15 protein-coding genes are annotated in these 16,070 nt (G+C 64.6%); 12 read left to right on the forward strand and 3 right to left on the reverse strand.

The window, feature by feature from the left end; genetic code table 11:
• The first annotated feature begins 8 nt into the window (after window positions 1-8).
• The 7 genes from nuoN (at window position 9) to mtnK (ending at window position 6,391) form a co-directional block, all read left to right on the forward strand.
• Complete coding sequence (nuoN, locus tag XI08_RS22240) at window positions 9-1,445, forward strand: NADH-quinone oxidoreductase subunit NuoN (protein ID WP_271575967.1); 1,437 nt, start codon at window positions 9-11, stop codon at window positions 1,443-1,445.
• A gap of 1 nt (window position 1,446) precedes the next feature.
• On the forward strand, window positions 1,447-2,253 hold the full coding sequence (locus XI08_RS22245; RefSeq protein ID WP_271575968.1) for a biotin--[acetyl-CoA-carboxylase] ligase: 807 nt from the start codon (window positions 1,447-1,449) through the stop codon (window positions 2,251-2,253).
• Window positions 2,253-3,923 (forward strand): ribonuclease J, encoded by a 1,671-nt coding sequence (locus XI08_RS22250; protein ID WP_271575969.1) that lies wholly within the window; start codon window positions 2,253-2,255, stop codon window positions 3,921-3,923. The genes XI08_RS22245 and XI08_RS22250 overlap by 1 nt, the downstream gene beginning before the upstream one ends.
• Before the next feature lie 11 nt (window positions 3,924-3,934).
• The gene (gene mce / locus XI08_RS22255; RefSeq protein WP_157330446.1) at window positions 3,935-4,339 is read left to right on the forward strand and encodes a methylmalonyl-CoA epimerase; all 405 of its coding nucleotides are present in this window, start codon (window positions 3,935-3,937) and stop codon (window positions 4,337-4,339) included.
• Between the two features lie 9 nt (window positions 4,340-4,348).
• The gene (locus XI08_RS22260; protein WP_027548090.1) at window positions 4,349-4,624 is read left to right on the forward strand and encodes a DUF1467 family protein; all 276 of its coding nucleotides are present in this window, start codon (window positions 4,349-4,351) and stop codon (window positions 4,622-4,624) included.
• A 94-nt stretch (window positions 4,625-4,718) separates the two neighbouring features.
• The gene (locus XI08_RS22265) at window positions 4,719-5,066 is read left to right on the forward strand and encodes a hypothetical protein (protein WP_027548089.1); all 348 of its coding nucleotides are present in this window, start codon (window positions 4,719-4,721) and stop codon (window positions 5,064-5,066) included.
• 35 nt (window positions 5,067-5,101) lie between these two features.
• Complete coding sequence (mtnK, locus tag XI08_RS22270) at window positions 5,102-6,391, forward strand: S-methyl-5-thioribose kinase (RefSeq protein WP_271575970.1); 1,290 nt, start codon at window positions 5,102-5,104, stop codon at window positions 6,389-6,391.
• Between the two features lie 137 nt (window positions 6,392-6,528).
• Here the strand turns inward: mtnK and XI08_RS22275 are convergent, their stop codons facing one another.
• Entirely contained in the window at window positions 6,529-7,404 is an 876-nt protein-coding gene (locus XI08_RS22275; protein WP_271575971.1) for a hypothetical protein, read from the reverse strand.
• A 300-nt stretch (window positions 7,405-7,704) separates the two neighbouring features.
• Here XI08_RS22275 and XI08_RS22280 point away from each other — a divergent pair, with 300 nt between their 5' ends.
• The 5 genes from XI08_RS22280 to XI08_RS22300 are packed head-to-tail and all read left to right on the forward strand — an operon-like array spanning window position 7,705 to window position 13,103.
• Window positions 7,705-9,294 (forward strand): ABC transporter substrate-binding protein, encoded by a 1,590-nt coding sequence (locus XI08_RS22280; protein WP_271575972.1) that lies wholly within the window; start codon window positions 7,705-7,707, stop codon window positions 9,292-9,294.
• Between the two features lie 60 nt (window positions 9,295-9,354).
• Window positions 9,355-10,278 (forward strand): ABC transporter permease, encoded by a 924-nt coding sequence (locus XI08_RS22285; RefSeq protein ID WP_271575973.1) that lies wholly within the window; start codon window positions 9,355-9,357, stop codon window positions 10,276-10,278.
• Entirely contained in the window at window positions 10,275-11,096 is an 822-nt protein-coding gene (locus XI08_RS22290) for an ABC transporter permease (protein ID WP_271575974.1), read from the forward strand. Before XI08_RS22285 ends, XI08_RS22290 begins: the two co-directional genes overlap by 4 nt.
• Window positions 11,093-12,073, forward strand: coding sequence for an ABC transporter ATP-binding protein (locus XI08_RS22295; RefSeq protein WP_271575975.1), 981 nt, complete (start codon window positions 11,093-11,095; stop codon window positions 12,071-12,073). Before XI08_RS22290 ends, XI08_RS22295 begins: the two co-directional genes overlap by 4 nt.
• Complete coding sequence (locus tag XI08_RS22300) at window positions 12,066-13,103, forward strand: ABC transporter ATP-binding protein (RefSeq protein WP_271575976.1); 1,038 nt, start codon at window positions 12,066-12,068, stop codon at window positions 13,101-13,103. Before XI08_RS22295 ends, XI08_RS22300 begins: the two co-directional genes overlap by 8 nt.
• Window positions 13,104-13,190: 87 nt before the next feature.
• On the opposite strand, the gene XI08_RS22305 is transcribed toward XI08_RS22300, so the two are convergent.
• Window positions 13,191-14,027 carry a hypothetical protein gene (locus tag XI08_RS22305; RefSeq protein ID WP_271575977.1) on the reverse strand — a complete coding sequence of 279 codons (837 nt, stop codon included), beginning with the start codon at window positions 14,025-14,027 and terminating at the stop codon, window positions 13,191-13,193.
• A gap of 365 nt (window positions 14,028-14,392) precedes the next feature.
• A complete protein-coding gene (locus tag XI08_RS22310) occupies window positions 14,393-15,847 on the reverse strand; it encodes a DUF1254 domain-containing protein (RefSeq protein ID WP_271575978.1) in 1,455 nt (484 codons plus the stop codon).
• Between the last annotated feature and the right edge of the window lie 223 nt (window positions 15,848-16,070).

Raw genomic sequence — 16,070 nt, forward strand, 5'->3', positions numbered from 1 at the left:
ATATCGCCATGAGCTTTTCGACTGCAGGTTATCAACTGGCGCCGGTGCTGCCCGAGCTCGTGCTCGCGGTCGGCGCCATGGCGCTTCTGATGCTCGGCGCGTATCGCGGGCAGGAGACGACCAGGGCGATCACGACGCTGGCGGTCCTGCTTCTGGTCGTGGTCGGCGTGCTCGAATACATGCTGCCCGCGGGCAAGCAGGTGACCTTCGGCGGCAGCTTCATCGTCGACGACTTCGCCCGCTTCATGAAGATTCTGGCCCTGATCGGCTCGGCGGTGACGCTGGTGCTGTCGACAGAGTTCCTGTCCGACCCCTCGCGTCGGATCTTCGAATACGCCATCCTGGTGCTGCTCTCGACCCTCGGCATGATGGTGCTGATCTCGGCCGGCGATCTGATCTCGCTCTATCTCGGCCTCGAATTGATGTCGCTCGCGCTCTACGTCGTGGCGTCCTCGAACCGCGACAACGCCAAGTCGACCGAAGCCGGCCTGAAGTACTTTGTGCTCGGCGCACTGTCCTCGGGCATGCTGCTCTACGGCGCCTCGCTGATCTATGGCTTCACCGGCACGGTCAGCTTCACCGGCATCGCGGCCGCCGCGACGGCCGCGAATGTCGGCCTGGTGTTCGGTCTCGTCTTCCTCCTCGCCGGCCTCTGCTTCAAGGTCTCGGCCGTGCCGTTCCACATGTGGACGCCTGATGTCTACGAGGGCGCCCCGACGCCGGTCACCGCCTTCTTCGCCTCGGCGCCGAAGGTGGCCGCGCTCGCCGTCTTCACCCGCGTCACGCTGACCGCTTTCCCCGGCATCGTCTCGCAGTGGCAGCAGATCCTGGTCTTCGTGGCGATCGCCTCGATGGTGCTGGGTTCGTTCGCCGCGATCGGCCAGAGCAACATCAAGCGCCTGATGGCCTATTCCTCGATCGGCCACATGGGCTTTGCCCTGGTCGGCCTCGCCTCCGGCACCGTCGAGGGCGCGCAGGGCGTCCTGATGTACATCGTGATCTATGTCGCGATGACGCTCGGCTCGTTCTCGATCATCCTCGCCATGAAGCGCAACGGCCAGGCCGTGGAGCAGATCAGCGATTTTGCCGGTCTGTCGCGCACCAATCCGCTGCTCGCCTTCATGTTCGCGATGCTGCTGTTCTCGCTTGCGGGCATTCCGCCGCTCGCCGGCTTCTTCGCCAAATGGTACGTCTTCGTCGCCGCCATCAAGGCGAACCTGTTCACGCTCGCCGTGATCGGCGTGCTCTCCAGCGTGGTGGGTGCCTACTACTATCTCGCCATCGTCAAGACGATGTATTTCGACGAGCCGGCCGGTCAGGTTGACCCGGTGCGCGTCGAGGTGAAGACGGTGCTGGCGGTCGCGGGCCTGTTCAACATCCTGTTCGCGCTGTTCGCGGGGCCGGTGGTGAGCGTCGCCTCTGCCGCCGCAAAGTCGCTGTTCTAGGATGGGGTTCGCGCTCGGTCCTCGCGCACTCTCGGCGGGCTACAAGCTCGCAGCTTTCGAGCGGACCGGCTCGACCAATACCGAGGCGATCGAGCACGCCAGGGGCGGCGAACGCGGCCCGATGTGGTTCGTCACATCCGAGCAGACCGCCGGCCGCGGCCGGCGCCAGCGCGCCTGGATCGCGCCGCGGGGCAATCTCGCCGCCAGCATCCTCGAAGTCATGAATGTACCCCCCGCCGTCGCGGCCACGCTTGGCTTTGCCGCGGGGCTGGCGGAGGAGGCGGCGCTGGAGAAGGTGAGCCTGGAGGCCGCGCTGCGCCTCGGCGAGGGCCGTCCCCGCTACGCCCTGAAATGGCCGAACGACGTGCTGGTCGGCGGCAAGAAGCTGGTCGGCATCGGGCTCGAGGCCGAAATCATCGGCGACCGCCTCGCCGTCGTCGTCGGCATGGGTACCAACGTCGTCGCCGCGCCGGAGGGCACGCCGACGCCAGCGGTGTCGCTGGCCGCGCTTGGCGTCCAGATCGGCGCCGAGGAGCTGTTCTCCGCCCTGTCCGACGCCTGGGTCGAGTTCCGCGGCATCTGGGACAATGGCCGCGGCTTTGCCGAGATCCGCAAGCTCTGGCTGGAGCGGGCCGCCGGTCTTGGCGAGAAGGTTGCGATCAACACGGGAACGACGACGCTGGAAGGCATTTTCGACACGATCGACGACACCGGTTGCCTGATCGTCCGCACTGCTGATGGCCGACGCCTGCCGGTGGCGGCCGGCGAGGTGTTCTTCGGCTCGGCCGCCTCCGTGGGAGCTGCGTGATGGCACGGCCTGACGAACTGGTGTTTGCGCCGCTCGGCGGTGTCGGCGAAATCGGCATGAACCTGTCGATCTACGGCCTGGGCAACCGCCATCAGCGCGCCTGGCTCGCGGTCGATCTCGGCGTCTCCTTCGGCGACGAGGAGCACCTGCCGGGCATCGACCTGATCATGCCCGACATCAGCTTCCTGGAGAAGGAACGCAAGAACCTGATGGGCCTGGTGCTGACCCACGCCCATGAGGACCATTTCGGCGCCATCATCGACCTCTGGCCCAGGCTGAAATGCCCGATCTATGCGACCCAGTTCAGCGCGGCGCTGTTCGAGGCCAAATGCGCCGCCGAGCGCAACGCGCCGAAGATTCCGGTGACGGTGGTGCCGTCGGGAGGCCGCGTCGATATCGGCCCGTTCAACGTCGAGTTCATCCCGGTCGCGCATTCGATACCTGAATCGCACGCGCTGGCGATCCACACCGAAGCCGGCATCGTGCTGCACACCGGCGACTGGAAGATCGACCCGACCCCGATCATCGGCCGCCCGACCGACGAAAAACGGCTGCGCGAACTGGGCGACGAGGGCGTGCTCGCCCTGATCGGCGATTCCACCAACGCGGTGCGCGACGGCCGCTCGCCCTCGGAAGCCGAGGTCGCCAAGACCATTGCCGGGCTGGTGAAGGCCGCCAAGGGCAGGGTTGCCGTGACGACCTTCGCCTCCAACGTCGCCCGCATCAAAGCCGTCGCCGACGCCGCCAAGGCCGCCGATCGCGAGGTCGTCGTGGTCGGGCGCGCCATGGACCGCGTGTCGCAGGTCGCGCGCGAGACCGGCTATCTCGACGGCGTGCAGAACTTCCGTTCGACCGACGTCTACGGCCATCTGCCGCAGGACAAGGTGCTGGCGCTCTGCACCGGCAGCCAGGGCGAGGCCCGCGCTGCGCTGGCGCGCATCGCCAATGACGACCATCCCGAGATCACGCTCAACCGCGGCGATTGCGTGATCTTCTCCTCGCGCACCATTCCCGGCAACGAGAAGGCGGTCGGGTCGATCATCAACAATCTGGTGCTCCAGGGCGTCGAGGTCATCACCGACCGCGACGCGTTGGTCCACGTCTCCGGCCATCCCCGCCGCGACGAGCTGCGCGACATGATCGCCTGGGTGCGCCCGCAGCTCCTGATCCCGGTCCATGGCGAGGCCCTGCACCTGCACGAGCACGCCAAGCTCGCGCGCGCCGCCGGCGTGCCGCGCGTGCTGGTCTGCCGCAACGGCGACCTCGTCAAGCTCGGCCCCGGCGATCCCGGCATCGTCGGCGAGGTGCCCTCGGGCCGTCTCTACAAGGACGGCACGATCCTGGAGGATTCCAAGTCCCGCGCGGTGGTCGAACGCCGCCGCATGGCCTTTTCCGGCTGCGCTTTCGTCGCCATCGCCATGACCGCGCAGGGCGAGCTCGTCGACGAACCCGAGGTCGATCTCGTCGGCGTTCCCGAGAAGAACAGGGCGGGCGAGGCTTTCGACGATCTGGTCTTCGAAGCCGTGATGTCCACGATCGAGGGGCTGCCAAAAGCGCGCCGCCGCGATCCGGACGCCCTGGCCGAGTCGGTGCGACGCGCGGTCCGGGCCGTGATCAACGAACATTGGGGCAAAAAGCCCGCCTGTCTGGTACACGTACTGACAGTCTAAGGGAGAAGAACATGCTGGGCCGGCTCAACCATGTCGCGATCGCGACCAAGGATGCCGTCAAGGCTGCAAAAATCTATGGCGCCGCGTTCGGGGCGCAGATCTCGGAGGCCGTGCCGCTGCCCGAGCATGGCGTCACCACCGTGTTCGCGACGCTGCCCAACACCAAGATCGAGTTCATCGAGCCGCTCGGTGAAGCCTCGCCGATCGCAAAGTTCCTGGAGCGCAACGCCGATGGCGGCATCCACCATGTCTGCTACGAGGTCGTGGACATCATCGCCTCGCGCGACACCCTGGTGAAGGAAGGCGCGCGGGTGCTCGGCGACGGCGTGCCGAAGATCGGTGCCCATGGCAAGCCGGTGCTGTTCCTGCACCCGAAGGACTTTTCCGGCGCGCTGGTCGAAATCGAGCAGGCATAAGGCCGCCCCATGGCCATCCAGATATCGACCGCGATCGCGATCTACTTCGTCATCTGGTGGATCGCGCTGTTCCTGACGCTGCCGTTCGGCGTGCGCAGCCAGCACGAGGACGGCGTGGGCGCGCCCGGGACCGATCCCGGTGCGCCGATCCTGACGCGGATGGGACCGAAGCTGATCTGGACCACGATCATCTCGGCGATCATCTACGGCGCGGGCCTTGCCGCCTACCACGCCGGCTATCTCTCGATCGAACGCCTGTCGAAATTGATGGGCATGCCGTTCTAGAGCATGATCCGGAAAAGTGTGCAGCGGTTTTCCGAGCAGATCATGCTCAAACAAAAAGACGTTTTTTGCTGACGATATTGTTTTGGGGGAACGAATGACTTTTCAGAGGATCGTCGTCGCGCTTCTGGTGCTGATCGTCGCCGGCCTGGGCGCCATCGGCTATTTCGAGTGGAAGATGGCCGTGCAGGTGCGGACGCTGAAGGCATTCGTCGAGGGCTACGTCTTCAACGAAGCCGTGATGGCCTGCGAGCAGGCCAAGAGCTCGACGCCGTTCAAGTGGAACGGCGGCAAGAGCACCTCGGTGATCGGGCTGAACTCGGTCAAGCTGGACAAATACAACGTCAGCGCCAGCTACACGCTGTTGGCGGACGGGGTCTATTGTGATTACGATCCCATCAAAAGAAAGGCCGGGATCGGCTCGAGCTTCCTGGAACGGGAGTAACGATCCGGCCATGCCAAGCATGGGATGGGATCGTCATGACCGGGGATCGGGCAGGGGACTACCGGATTCTGCATGAGGCGGCCTTGCGGGATTATCTCGCGGGTCTGCCGGATCTCGTGGCGCTGCTCGGCGCCGAGCCGGTGTCCTGGTCGATCACCGAGGTCGGTGACGGCAATCTCAATCTCGTCTTCATCGTCAAGGGCGATCGCGGCGGCGTCGCCGTGAAGCAGGCGCTGCCCTATGTCCGCCTCGTCGGCGAGAGCTGGCCGCTGCCGCTGTCGCGGGCTCATTACGAATATCTCGCCTTGTCAAAGCAGGCCGAACTCGCGCCCGGCCTCGTGCCGGCGCTGCTGCACCACAACGAGACACTGGCGCTGACGGTGATGGAGCTGCTCGAGCCCCACATCATCATGCGCAAGGGGCTGGTCGCGGCAGCGCAATATCCGCGGTTTGCGGGCGACATCACCACCTTCATGGCGCGGACGCTGTTCTTCACGTCCGACCTCGCGCTCTCCGCGGCCGAGAAGAAGGAGGGCATCGCCGCCTTCGCCGGCAACCATGCGCTGTGCAAGATCACCGAGGACCTGATCTTCACCGATCCCTACCGCATCGCCGAGCAGAACCGCTGGACCGCGCCTTACCTCGACGGCCTGGCCGCGTCGTTGCGCGACGACATGGACCTGCACGTCGCCATCTCCCGGCTGAAGCTGAAGTTCATGGCAAGTCCCGAGGCACTGCTCCACGGCGATCTCCACACCGGCTCGATTATGGTCACCGACAGCCAGACGCGGGTGATCGATCCCGAATTCGCGTTCTACGGCCCGATGGGGTTCGACGTCGGCGCCGTGCTGGCCAATCTGCTGATGGCCTATTTCGCCTCCGCCGGTCACGAGCGCGCGCCGGGCGAGCGGGCCGCGTTCGAGGGCTGGGTAATGGAGACGGTCGAGCAGGTCTGGACCGAGTTCGCCCGCAAATTCCTCGACCTCTGGCGCGGCGGAGCCGCCGGCGACGCCTATCCGGTCTCGCTCTTCGCCGGCGAGACGGGCGCCGCCCGCCTGGAGGCCGAGCGGCAGGCCTACATGCAGCGCCTGTTCGCCGATACCGTCGGCTTCGCCGCCGCCAAAACCATCCGCCGCATCTTCGGCCTCGCCCACAACATCGATTTCGAGCTGATCGAGGACCCGCGGAGGCGGGCGATCAGCGAGGCCCGCGCGGTGCGGCTGGCGCGGGCGATGATGGTGGAGACGGAGGCATTTCGGACGATCGCCGACGTCACAGGCGCCGCGCGAAAGCTGCGCGACTGGATGCCGGAATTGTCCGGCTGAAAGAGCCGCATGGTGAGGAGCCCACCCCACGCTCCGTCATTGCGAGCGCAGCGAAGCAATCCAGAACCTTTCCGCGGATGCAGTCTGGATTGCTTCGCTGCGCTCGCAATGACGAGGCGAGAGATCGTCGCGCGGCCTCAATAGAGCCGCATCGGCAGCAGGGCGCCGTCCGTGCCGGCCAGCAGACCCCAGGTCTCGTTGGCCGCGACCTCGAACTCCCGGATCTGGACCGTGCCACCCTCGACCTTGAGGGTGACCTTGTACTTGCCGGGCGGCAGATCGATCTTTTGGCTGTCCGGTATTTCGGAAGCGGCGGAGTCGGAGTGCGCCAGTTTCTCGCCGGCGTGCGCCGCCAGCTTCATGGTCTGGTCGGCGACGGTGATGACCGCCACCTCGTCCGACTTGTTGCCGAGCATCAGCTTTGCCTGCCTCGGCCTCGGCAGGAGGCCGGCATTCGCGATACCCGGCTTGCGCAGCGAAAGTTCGGCGATTGTCCTGTCGTTCTGACGGGAAAGCCGGAGCAGGACCGGTCCACGGGCCGTCGTGAAGGTGATCACGGCCCGGTCTGGTTCGACCACCGTCTCGATCCAGCCACGCTTGCCGAGCTCGGCGCGATAGAAGCCGAGCACCGCCGCGAGATCGCGCGGGGTCTCGGCGTAGACCGACGTGATGAACGGCGAATTCTTCGCCGTGGCGATGCTCCAGCTCTCTGGCAGTGGCAGACCGGTGCCCTGGGAAACCCTGGCTTCGAAACCCGCACCTGCGCCCCGTGCGACCGCTCCGACGGGGATGCTGAGCAGTCGTTCGACGAAATTATCCGGAGTGTCATGGCCCCGGACCGCCCACCCCGTTTCGTCAAGATAGTCGCTCACGCCGGTGGTGCGACTCCAGCCGAACCGGATGCTGTCCGCCTCGCTGTACCGGCCGAGGCTGGCCGCGACCGGGCTTGCCAGCACGGCCGTCGCGGCGACCAGACCGCCGACGAGCAAGACACCCAGGGTTCGGCTTTTCATCTTTCGGATTCCCATCGCGACGAGATCTTTGGGCCAAGGCCCTTGTCCTGAGCTTGGTCGCATCGATCGCGCGAGGCGTTCACCGTTCGTAGATCGTTGTTTCCGCTTCCGATTCTCGATGGGTTGAAGGTCCAGCCCGCAGAGCACGGCCTCGTCCTGAGGGGTTGCCCCCGGGGCGGGCGTTTTGGAGGACGCGTTGCAAGGAACTGCGGCATCCAAGACGAAAAGAGGAGCTTGCGCTCGACGTGCTGCGAATGGTCAACTCGCTGACTGGAATACGCCTGCATTGTCGGAGGGACCATGATGTTCAGGATAGTGGCGATCGTCGCGGGTTTGGGACTGGCGCTCGCCGCCACGGCGGAGGCCCAGACACCGCGCAAGGGCGGAACCATCCGCATGACCGCGCCCTACGGTTCGAGTTTCACCAGTCTGGACATCCATACGACCCAGCGCGCCCAGGACGAGATTTACGCCAAGGCGCTGCATCGCTCGCTCTACATCTGGGATTCCGCGGAAGGAAAGCCGGTTCCGGAGCTTGCCAAGGAGGCAGTCGTCTCGGGCGGCGGTCTCGTTTACACCTTCAAGCTGCGCGACGACGCCTATTTCCACAACGGCCGCAAGATGACCGCCGACGACGTCATCTGGTCCTACAACCGCATCATGGACGGCGCCAAGGCCTATCCCGGCGCGCGCTATGTCCGCGTGATCGAGGGCGCCGCCGCGGTCGAGAAGGGCCAGGCCAAGGAAATTTCCGGCCTGAAGAAGATCGACGACTTCACCCTCGAAATGAAGCTGACCGAGAAGGTCGATCCGGGCTTCTACTTCTTCACCGCGCTGACTTCGATCTATCCCGCCGACGAGGCCGCCAAGGAGGGCTTTATCCAGAAACCGATCGGTCTTGGACCGTTCAAGTTCGTCGAGCACGTGCCGGGATCGCGCATCGTCCTCGAACGATGGGACCGGTTCTACAAGCCCGGCAAGCCCTACGCCGACAAGGTCATCGTGTCGGTCATGGGCGAGGCCGCGGCCCGCGATGTCGCCTTCCGCAACAAGGAGATCGACACTTCGGTACTGGGACCTGCGCAGTATGTCGCCTATCAGTCCGACGCGGACCTCAAGGGCACCATCGTCGAGGTCGCCGAGGTCTTCACGCGCTACATGGGGATGAATCCCGCATTCAAGCCGTTCGCCGACAAGCGCGTCCGGCAGGCGATCAACTATGCGATCGACACCGACCTGATCATCAACAAGCTGGTCAAGAACAAGGCCTATCGCGCCACCAGCTGGCTGCCGCTGACCTCGCCGCTCTACGACAAGACCATGAAGCCCTACGCCTACGATCCCGCCAAGGCCAAGCAACTGCTCGCCGATGCAGGCTATCCCTCAGGCTTCGAGTTCGAATGGACCACGAGCCAGAACGAGAGCTGGGGCCTGCCGATCGTCACGGCCGTCATCCCGATGCTGGACAAGGTGGGCATCAAGGCGAAGGTCAAGCAGGTCGAGACCGCGATTCTGGCGGAGGTGGTCCGCAGCGGCGACTACCAGGCCTTTGTCTACTCCCAGCAGAGCGGCCCGGATCCGCAGGCCGCCCTCAAATGCTTCCACTCGTCGACGCCGCAATCGGCCTGCAACTACATGAACTTCAAGAACGCAGACTTCGACAAGTTGATCGACGAGGCCGGGCGGACCGACGACGCCGCAAAGCGCGGCCAGCTGCTGCAAAAGGCCAACGCGCTGCTCTATGAAGAGGCGCCGGTCTGGTTCTTCAACTACAACAAGGCGGTCATGGCCGTGCAGCCTTGGCTCAAGGGAGTTCAGTTGAACGCGACGGAGCTGACCCATCAGAACGTCGAAGACCTCTGGGTCGACGAGACCTCGCCCGCGAAGTGACATGCGCTATCGCGCTCCCTCCATCGTGACGTCAGATGGAGGGAGAGAGGAAAAGTGCCGATGCTCTCCTTTCTGATCCGTCGACTCCTGCAAACCGTTCCGACCGTACTGGCCGTCGTGATGCTGGTCTTTGTGCTGTTCAGCGTCGTTCCTGGCAGCATTGTCTCGACCATGAGCGACGACAGCGACCCGCAGGTCGAGGCGCGCATGAAAAAGCAGCTCGGCCTCGACGAGCCCGTTTACATGCGGTTCGGCGCCTATGTCGCGAAGCTCGCGACCGGCGATTTCGGGACGTCGTTCCGGACGCGCGAGCCGGTCACGGCCATGATCGCCAAGCGGATGGGGCCGACGCTGCAACTGATCTTCGCGTCCATGGCGTTTGCGGTCGTGGTCGGCGTGCCGCTGGGCTTCGTCGCGGCCTTGCGGCCGGGTGGTATTGTCGACAGCGCAGCGATGGTCGTGGCGGTGTCGGGACTTTCGATGGCCAAGTTCTGGCTCGGACTGCTGCTGATGTACCTGTTCGCGCTGAAACTCGGCTGGCTTCCGAGTTTCGGCTATGGCGACGGCGGCCTCAAATATCTGATCCTGCCGGCCGTGACGCTCGGCGTCTCGCCGATGGCGCTGCTGGCGCGGACGACGCGCGCCGCGGTGCTCGAGATCATGACCGCTGATTTCGTCCGCACGGCGCGATCGAAGGGCATGAGCGAGACCAGGGTCGTGAAGTGGCACGTGATGCGCAACGCGCTTGTCCTGATTCTCACGACAATGGGCCTGCAGTTCGGCGCGTTGATGGGGCAGGCGGTCGTCGTCGAGAAACTGTTCTCCTGGCCGGGCATCGGCTCGCTGCTCGTGGACAGCGTCCTGCAGCGCGACATTCCCGCCGTCCAGGGCTCCATTCTCGTGGTGGTGCTGTTCTTTCTCGCGATCAATCTGCTGATCGACGTGCTCTACGGCGTGATCGATCCCAGGATCAGATACGCATGAAGCTCCGCGCCAATCTCGTTATCGGCGGATCGCTGTTCGCGCTTGCGATCGTCGTCGGCCTGCTCGCGCCCTGGCTGGCGCACACCGACCCCGTCATGGACGCCAACCTGATGAATGCGGAGGAACCCCCGAGCTGGACCTGGTGGTTCGGCACCGACGGGCAGGGCCGCGACATCTATTCCCGCGTCCTGTACGGCGCACGCGTCTCGCTGACCGTCGGCATCGTCTCCCAGCTCATCAACAGCGTCATCGGCGTCGCGCTGGGCCTGAGCGCCGGCTATTTTGGCGGCTGGTGGGACGATGTCGTCAACGCCCTGACCAATCTGATGCTCGCGATCCCCTCGCTGATCTTCGCGCTCGCCATCATGGCGGTGCTGGGACCCGGCCTGACCAGCCTGCTCATCGCACTCGGGCTGACCAACTGGTCCTTCACCTGTCGCCTCGCACGGGCCTCGGCGCTGTCGCTGAGGAGCCAGGGCTACGTGCAGGCTGCAACCGTGCTCGGCTACGGCGATGTGCGCATCATGGTCACGCAGCTCTTGCCGAACATGCTCGGACCCATCGTCGTCATCGGCACGCTTGGCATGGGCAGCGCGGTCTTGTCCGAAGCCGCGTTGTCGTTCCTCGGCCTCGGCGTCCGCCCGCCTTTTCCAAGCTGGGGCAGCATGCTGTCGGAAGCCCGCGACCAGATCACCACGGCACCGTGGCTCTCGGTGTTTCCGGGCCTTGCCATCTTCCTGACGGTGCTCGGCCTCAACCTGCTCGGCGATGGCCTGCGCGACATTCTCGATCCGCAATCGCGGAGCCGGCGCACATGACGGGCTCGCCGCTGATCGAAGTCGAGGATTTGCGCATCGACCTCAACCACGGTTCCAGCCAGGTTCCCGCCGTGGAGGGCGTTTCGTTCCGCATCGATCGCGGCGAGACGTTCGGCCTGGTCGGCGAGTCCGGCTGCGGCAAGAGCATCACGGCGCTGGCCCTGATCGGCCTGTTGCGGCCGCCCTTGTCGATCGGCGGCGGCGTCATCCGGTTTGAGGGGCGGGAGATCCAGCGGCTCCCAGCTGCCGGGCAGAGGGCGCTGCGCGGCAATCGCATCGCCATGATCTTCCAGGAGCCGATGACGGCGCTGAATCCGGTCTCGCCGGTGGGACGGCAGATCGCCGAGATGTTCGTGCTGCACCAGGGCAAGAGCTGGCGCGAGGCCGACCAGCTGGCGGTCGAGGCGCTGGCGAGCGTCCGCGTCCCTGCGCCCCAGCGACGCGTGAAGGACTACCCGCATCAGCTGTCGGGCGGCATGCGCCAGCGCGTGATGATCGCCATCGCGCTCGCCTGCGGCCCGGATCTTCTGATCGCCGACGAGCCGACCACCGCCCTCGACGTGACCGTTCAGGCGGAGATCATCGAGCTGATGCGCAATCTCTGCGCCGAGAGAGGAACGGCCATCCTGATGATCAGCCACGATCTCGGCCTGGTCGCCAATGTCTGTCGCCGCGTTGCCGTGATGTATGCCGGCCGCATCGTCGAGGAGCGCGGCTCGGCCGATATCTTCCGTGCGCCTTCGCACCCCTATACGCAAGGACTGGTCGACTCGCTGCCGCGGCTCGGCAGTCGCGCCGCGCTTGGCCGCACCAGGCTGCAGGAGATCGCGGGCGTCGTCCCGGCGATCACGGCTTTCCCTGATGGCTGCAGGTTCAATCCGCGTTGCGCGAAGGCGACCGCTATTTGCCGGACCACAGCGCCGGAGACGACATGGCTGGAGGCGGGCGGTCTGGTGAGGTGTCACCACCATGCATGAACCGCAGGGCAGGCCGGACGGCGACGTCATTCTCAGCATCGAGGATCTCGCGGTTCATTTTCCGCTCGGGGGCGGCTTGCTGGGGCGCGGCCGGCGGCTGCTCCGTGCCGTCGACGGTGTCGATCTCAGGCTGAAGCGCGGCGAATGTCTCGGCCTCGTCGGCGAGTCCGGCTCCGGCAAGTCGACGGTCGCATTGTCGATCCTTGGTCTGCTGACGCCGACGCGCGGCCGGATCGTGCTGGACGGACAGGTCGTGACCAACAGGCAATCCGGCGATCGCAAGGCGTTGGCCCGCATTGTGCAGATGGTGTTTCAGGATCCCTATGCCTCGCTCAATCCGCGCCAGACCGTGCGTCGCACGCTCGAGGATCCCCTGCGGGTGCATGGCGTAACCGCCGCAAGCGAGATCGAGGACCGCGTCGCGACGATGCTGCGGCATGTGGGGCTGCGGCCCGAACAGGCCAATCGCTACCCGCATGAATTCTCGGGCGGCCAGCGCCAGCGCATCGGCATTGCGCGCGCCCTGATCCTCAATCCCAGAATCGTCATCTGCGACGAACCCGTGTCGGCGCTCGATGTCTCGATCCGCGCCCAGATCATCAATCTGCTGCTGGAATTGAAGGAGACGCTCGGCCTCTCCTACATCATGATCAGCCACGACCTCGGCGTCGTCGAGCACATGAGCGACAGGGTCGCCGTGATGTATCTCGGCCGCATTGTCGAGAATGGCGACTGGCGCGAGATCTTCGAGCGGCCGGCGCACCCCTATACGCAAGCCCTGATCGCCGCCATCCCCGATCCGCTGCGCCATGCACCGTTGGCGACGACAGGGGGCGACCTTCCCAATCCGCTCGATCCGCCGGACGGCTGCGCGTTCAGTCCGCGATGTCGATATGCCGAGGACGTGTGCCGCCGGGAGCCGGGGCCGTCGCTGGAGACGCGAGCCGACGGACACGCGGTGCGGTGTTGGCGAGCTGACGAAATTGCCGGCCAGATGGCATTGGCCTCGACCGAAAGCGGACATCCCTAGAATGGAGAGCGCGTCCGTTGGCGCATCCCAAGCTCGCCGGCTGCCACCGCTCGCAGCGTCAATTTCTGTGGATCGTCGATGCCCGCTTTAGCGCGTGGACCATGGCCATGAGATTGACGGTTGCGGCTTCTTGGCTTGCGGCCGCTCCGGGGGGCGCGCCGGCCTTTGCGTTTGGACGACATTGGCCGACTGCCGCGGACGTGGCAGCGGTATGTCGGGTACCACTTTGGGCTCTTCAGAGCTCACCGCTGGTGACGCTTCGGGCACCGTCTTTGGCTGTTCGGGGATCGTCGCTGGTGACGCTTCGGGCATTGCCTTTGGCTCTGAAGCGTTGGCGATGACGCGGGCGAGATGGTCATGACTTGCGTTGAGCCGCTCGGTGAGCGTCTGGTTTTCGCGCGCCATTTGGATCTGATCGGCCCTGATCTGGAAGATGATGCCGTTGTTGCGCGCCGATTCCTCTCGACTCTCCTTGAGTTGGCTTGCCAGATTGTCATTGTCGCGGATCAATTGTTCCTGCCTCGCCTTAAGCTGTTCGACCGTTTGGCTCAAGGCAGCAAGATCACGCGCCGTCGTTTGGAACTGCTGCAACGACTCGGGACGCAGGGCAGCGGCAGTCGGCACGACAGCCTCCGGCGCGACAGCGCGCGCCAGAATTGCCGGGTCTGAGGGAGGCATCTTTGCCGTATCGGCGGAGAATGACCACCACCAGGCAACCGCACCAAGGGATGCTGCCAACAGGGAGCCGACGAAAGCCACATAGCGCCAATCCGCCTGAAGCGTTGCCAGCGGGATGGGAAACCGCTTGATGCCGGTCGGCGCGGCCGAAGAACTGACTCCTGCTTCGCGTGCCAGGTTCGACAGTTGCTCCTCCAAGCTTGCGATCTGCCCTTCCACGAGCCTGTCGTCCAGCATGGAGTTCATTTGATGCTCCGTATCAAAATGCAATGGCATTCGCGTAAGAGCGATCCGCGCGCGTGCGCAACGGCGAGCGAACACTCAACGCATCGGTAATTGGGCCTGCGAGGATTGTTTCTTGCCAGCCGCTCGGTGTTGATTTTTAACGCAGCCGAGGAGGGCGGAACTATGTTCGTATTTGGAGAATTATGGAAGGAGTGCTGACCCTTCAGCGACTGGCTTGCACCAGAGCCTTTGAGCCTGACCGCCAAGCCGCGGGTTCAAGTGTCCTCCGGCGATAAAGCCGTTGGTGTAGTCGCCGACGGTTAGACGCCTGCTTCGCGTTCGCGCTGCCGGACGCCGGCGCCGAAGCGCCGGCGTGCCGTCAACTTTTATTGGGCCGATATGCCAACCGTTGTTTGTGACTTCACAACCGGCGGCGGATTCCATTTTCCGGTCAGCGCTTCCGACTTCGGCGCGTACAGGCGCATGGTCAGATTGAATGGCGCCTTCGGTGCAGGAAGCCAGTTGGCCTCGAGCTCCTTGCCGGGGCTCGCGTTCTGGAAATAGAGGTCGAGCGAACCATCCGCATTGTACTTGAACGGCATCCAGCTAGAGACCGCAAAGCGGTTCAGCGTGTTGCCGACCTGGAAGCCGTCCTGATCGTAGAGGGTGATCGACCAGAACGCGTTGACAGGCGGCGTGGCGCCCTTCTCGAAAGTGAGGGTGTATTTGTTCGCGCCATCGAGCGGCTTACCGGTATCGTCGGCGAGATTGAGCGGATAGATGGCATCCTCGACCACGTTGGCGCCAAGCCCCTGCTGCGCGACAATGGCCCGCTTCAGGTAGTAGTTGCCGTAAACACCCATCGTGTCGGTGTTCATCCCCCAGCCGTTGGCAACCCGCGCCAGCGTCGGCACCTTCCATGCCATCAGCTTCTGCGCGTCCTGCGGTGCGGTCTCCAGCGCCCTTTGCACGGCCGGGTCGAGCTTGCCGATGTCAAAGCTCTTGCCGGGCTCGATGCCGATTCTCTTCATCTGCGCGAGGATCGGTTCGTCGGTGACGTGAGGCGGATGCAGCTTCAGCAATTCCGCGGCATAGGCGAAATACACCCCCGCCGTCATGGTATCGACCTGCGTCTTTGGCGGCGTCTTCATGTCGACGCTTGGGTCCGGCTTGAATTCGACCGGCCTGGGCGTTTTGCCATACTCGGAAAGCAGGGTGACCTTGTAGCCGGCCTGGATCTTGTGGACCGCATCATAATCCGGCGGCCCGTCGGTCTTGGTCCGGCCGATCAGCCAGACGTAGGGCGTTGGCGCGTCGATGCGCTGGGTGTCTTTTGGAAGCTTGAACTCCTCAGCGAATCTGTCGCGCAGATCCGGCCGCCAGTTCGCCGGCGCCACCAGGAACGTCCCGGCCTTGGTGCCCGTCGTGCGCCAGCCCGGCGATGCGAAGACGTCCGTCCACATGTCGAGCATCGGCAGCAGATAGTAGCGCCCATCGGTATCCGGCGCCGAGATGACGACCGGCTCCTTGGTCATGTCGAGCCAGGAGGCGGAATACAGCGTATCGAAGTTGGAACGCACCACGCCTTTGAAATCCGCCGGCGGGTATTCGGGCACGTTGACGAACGTGTTCATCGGCCCCCTGAAATCGGTCGTGCCGTTGGTGAATTGCTTGCGGGATACGTCCATCGACATGATGGAGTAGAAGTAAACATAGGCGTCGACCGCGATGGCGTGCGCCTCCTGTTCGGTGATCGGCGGCGCCGACTGAGCCAGCGTTGCTGGTGCTGTCGCCGCACCAAGGCAGAGAGACAATGTCAGTGGCAGGAATCCTCGAAACATCTCGAACCTCCTCTGCTGATTTTGATTGGGATTTACGGCTTCGTTCAATTCTCCTTGTCCAACGTCGGAATCGTCTCGCCTCTCGTGACGGTCGAGCCCGGCGTATTTTCGATCAGTTGATCCACATCATATCGCCGGAGCCTTGGCCCACGTGTCGCGCGCGTTCTCCGCGTCTTCGATCATCTCAATGATAGGGTGAAGGCAGGGCTACCGCGTTGCGGGC

The organism is Bradyrhizobium sp. CCBAU 11361, assembly GCF_028128935.1.
GTDB lineage: Bacteria > Pseudomonadota > Alphaproteobacteria > Rhizobiales > Xanthobacteraceae > Bradyrhizobium > Bradyrhizobium niftali.

Bases quoted from the DNA above. Each gene is read 5' to 3' on its own strand.
- XI08_RS22260 (WP_027548090.1), top strand. From the start codon at position 4,349: ATGGCCATCCAGATATCGACCGCGATCGCGATCTACTTCGTCATCTGG.
- XI08_RS22310 (WP_271575978.1), bottom strand. From the start codon at position 15,847: ATGTTTCGAGGATTCCTGCCACTGACATTGTCTCTCTGCCTTGGTGCG.
- XI08_RS22245 (WP_271575968.1), top strand. From the start codon at position 1,447: ATGGGGTTCGCGCTCGGTCCTCGCGCACTCTCGGCGGGCTACAAGCTC.
- mce (WP_157330446.1), top strand. From the start codon at position 3,935: ATGCTGGGCCGGCTCAACCATGTCGCGATCGCGACCAAGGATGCCGTC.
- XI08_RS22295 (WP_271575975.1), top strand. From the start codon at position 11,093: ATGACGGGCTCGCCGCTGATCGAAGTCGAGGATTTGCGCATCGACCTC.
- nuoN (WP_271575967.1), top strand. From the start codon at position 9: ATGAGCTTTTCGACTGCAGGTTATCAACTGGCGCCGGTGCTGCCCGAG.
- XI08_RS22250 (WP_271575969.1), top strand. From the start codon at position 2,253: ATGGCACGGCCTGACGAACTGGTGTTTGCGCCGCTCGGCGGTGTCGGC.
- XI08_RS22305 (WP_271575977.1), bottom strand. From the start codon at position 14,027: ATGAACTCCATGCTGGACGACAGGCTCGTGGAAGGGCAGATCGCAAGC.
- XI08_RS22265 (WP_027548089.1), top strand. From the start codon at position 4,719: ATGACTTTTCAGAGGATCGTCGTCGCGCTTCTGGTGCTGATCGTCGCC.
- XI08_RS22290 (WP_271575974.1), top strand. From the start codon at position 10,275: ATGAAGCTCCGCGCCAATCTCGTTATCGGCGGATCGCTGTTCGCGCTT.
- XI08_RS22275 (WP_271575971.1), bottom strand. From the start codon at position 7,404: ATGAAAAGCCGAACCCTGGGTGTCTTGCTCGTCGGCGGTCTGGTCGCC.
- XI08_RS22285 (WP_271575973.1), top strand. From the start codon at position 9,355: ATGCTCTCCTTTCTGATCCGTCGACTCCTGCAAACCGTTCCGACCGTA.
- XI08_RS22280 (WP_271575972.1), top strand. From the start codon at position 7,705: ATGATGTTCAGGATAGTGGCGATCGTCGCGGGTTTGGGACTGGCGCTC.
- mtnK (WP_271575970.1), top strand. From the start codon at position 5,102: ATGACCGGGGATCGGGCAGGGGACTACCGGATTCTGCATGAGGCGGCC.
- XI08_RS22300 (WP_271575976.1), top strand. From the start codon at position 12,066: ATGCATGAACCGCAGGGCAGGCCGGACGGCGACGTCATTCTCAGCATC.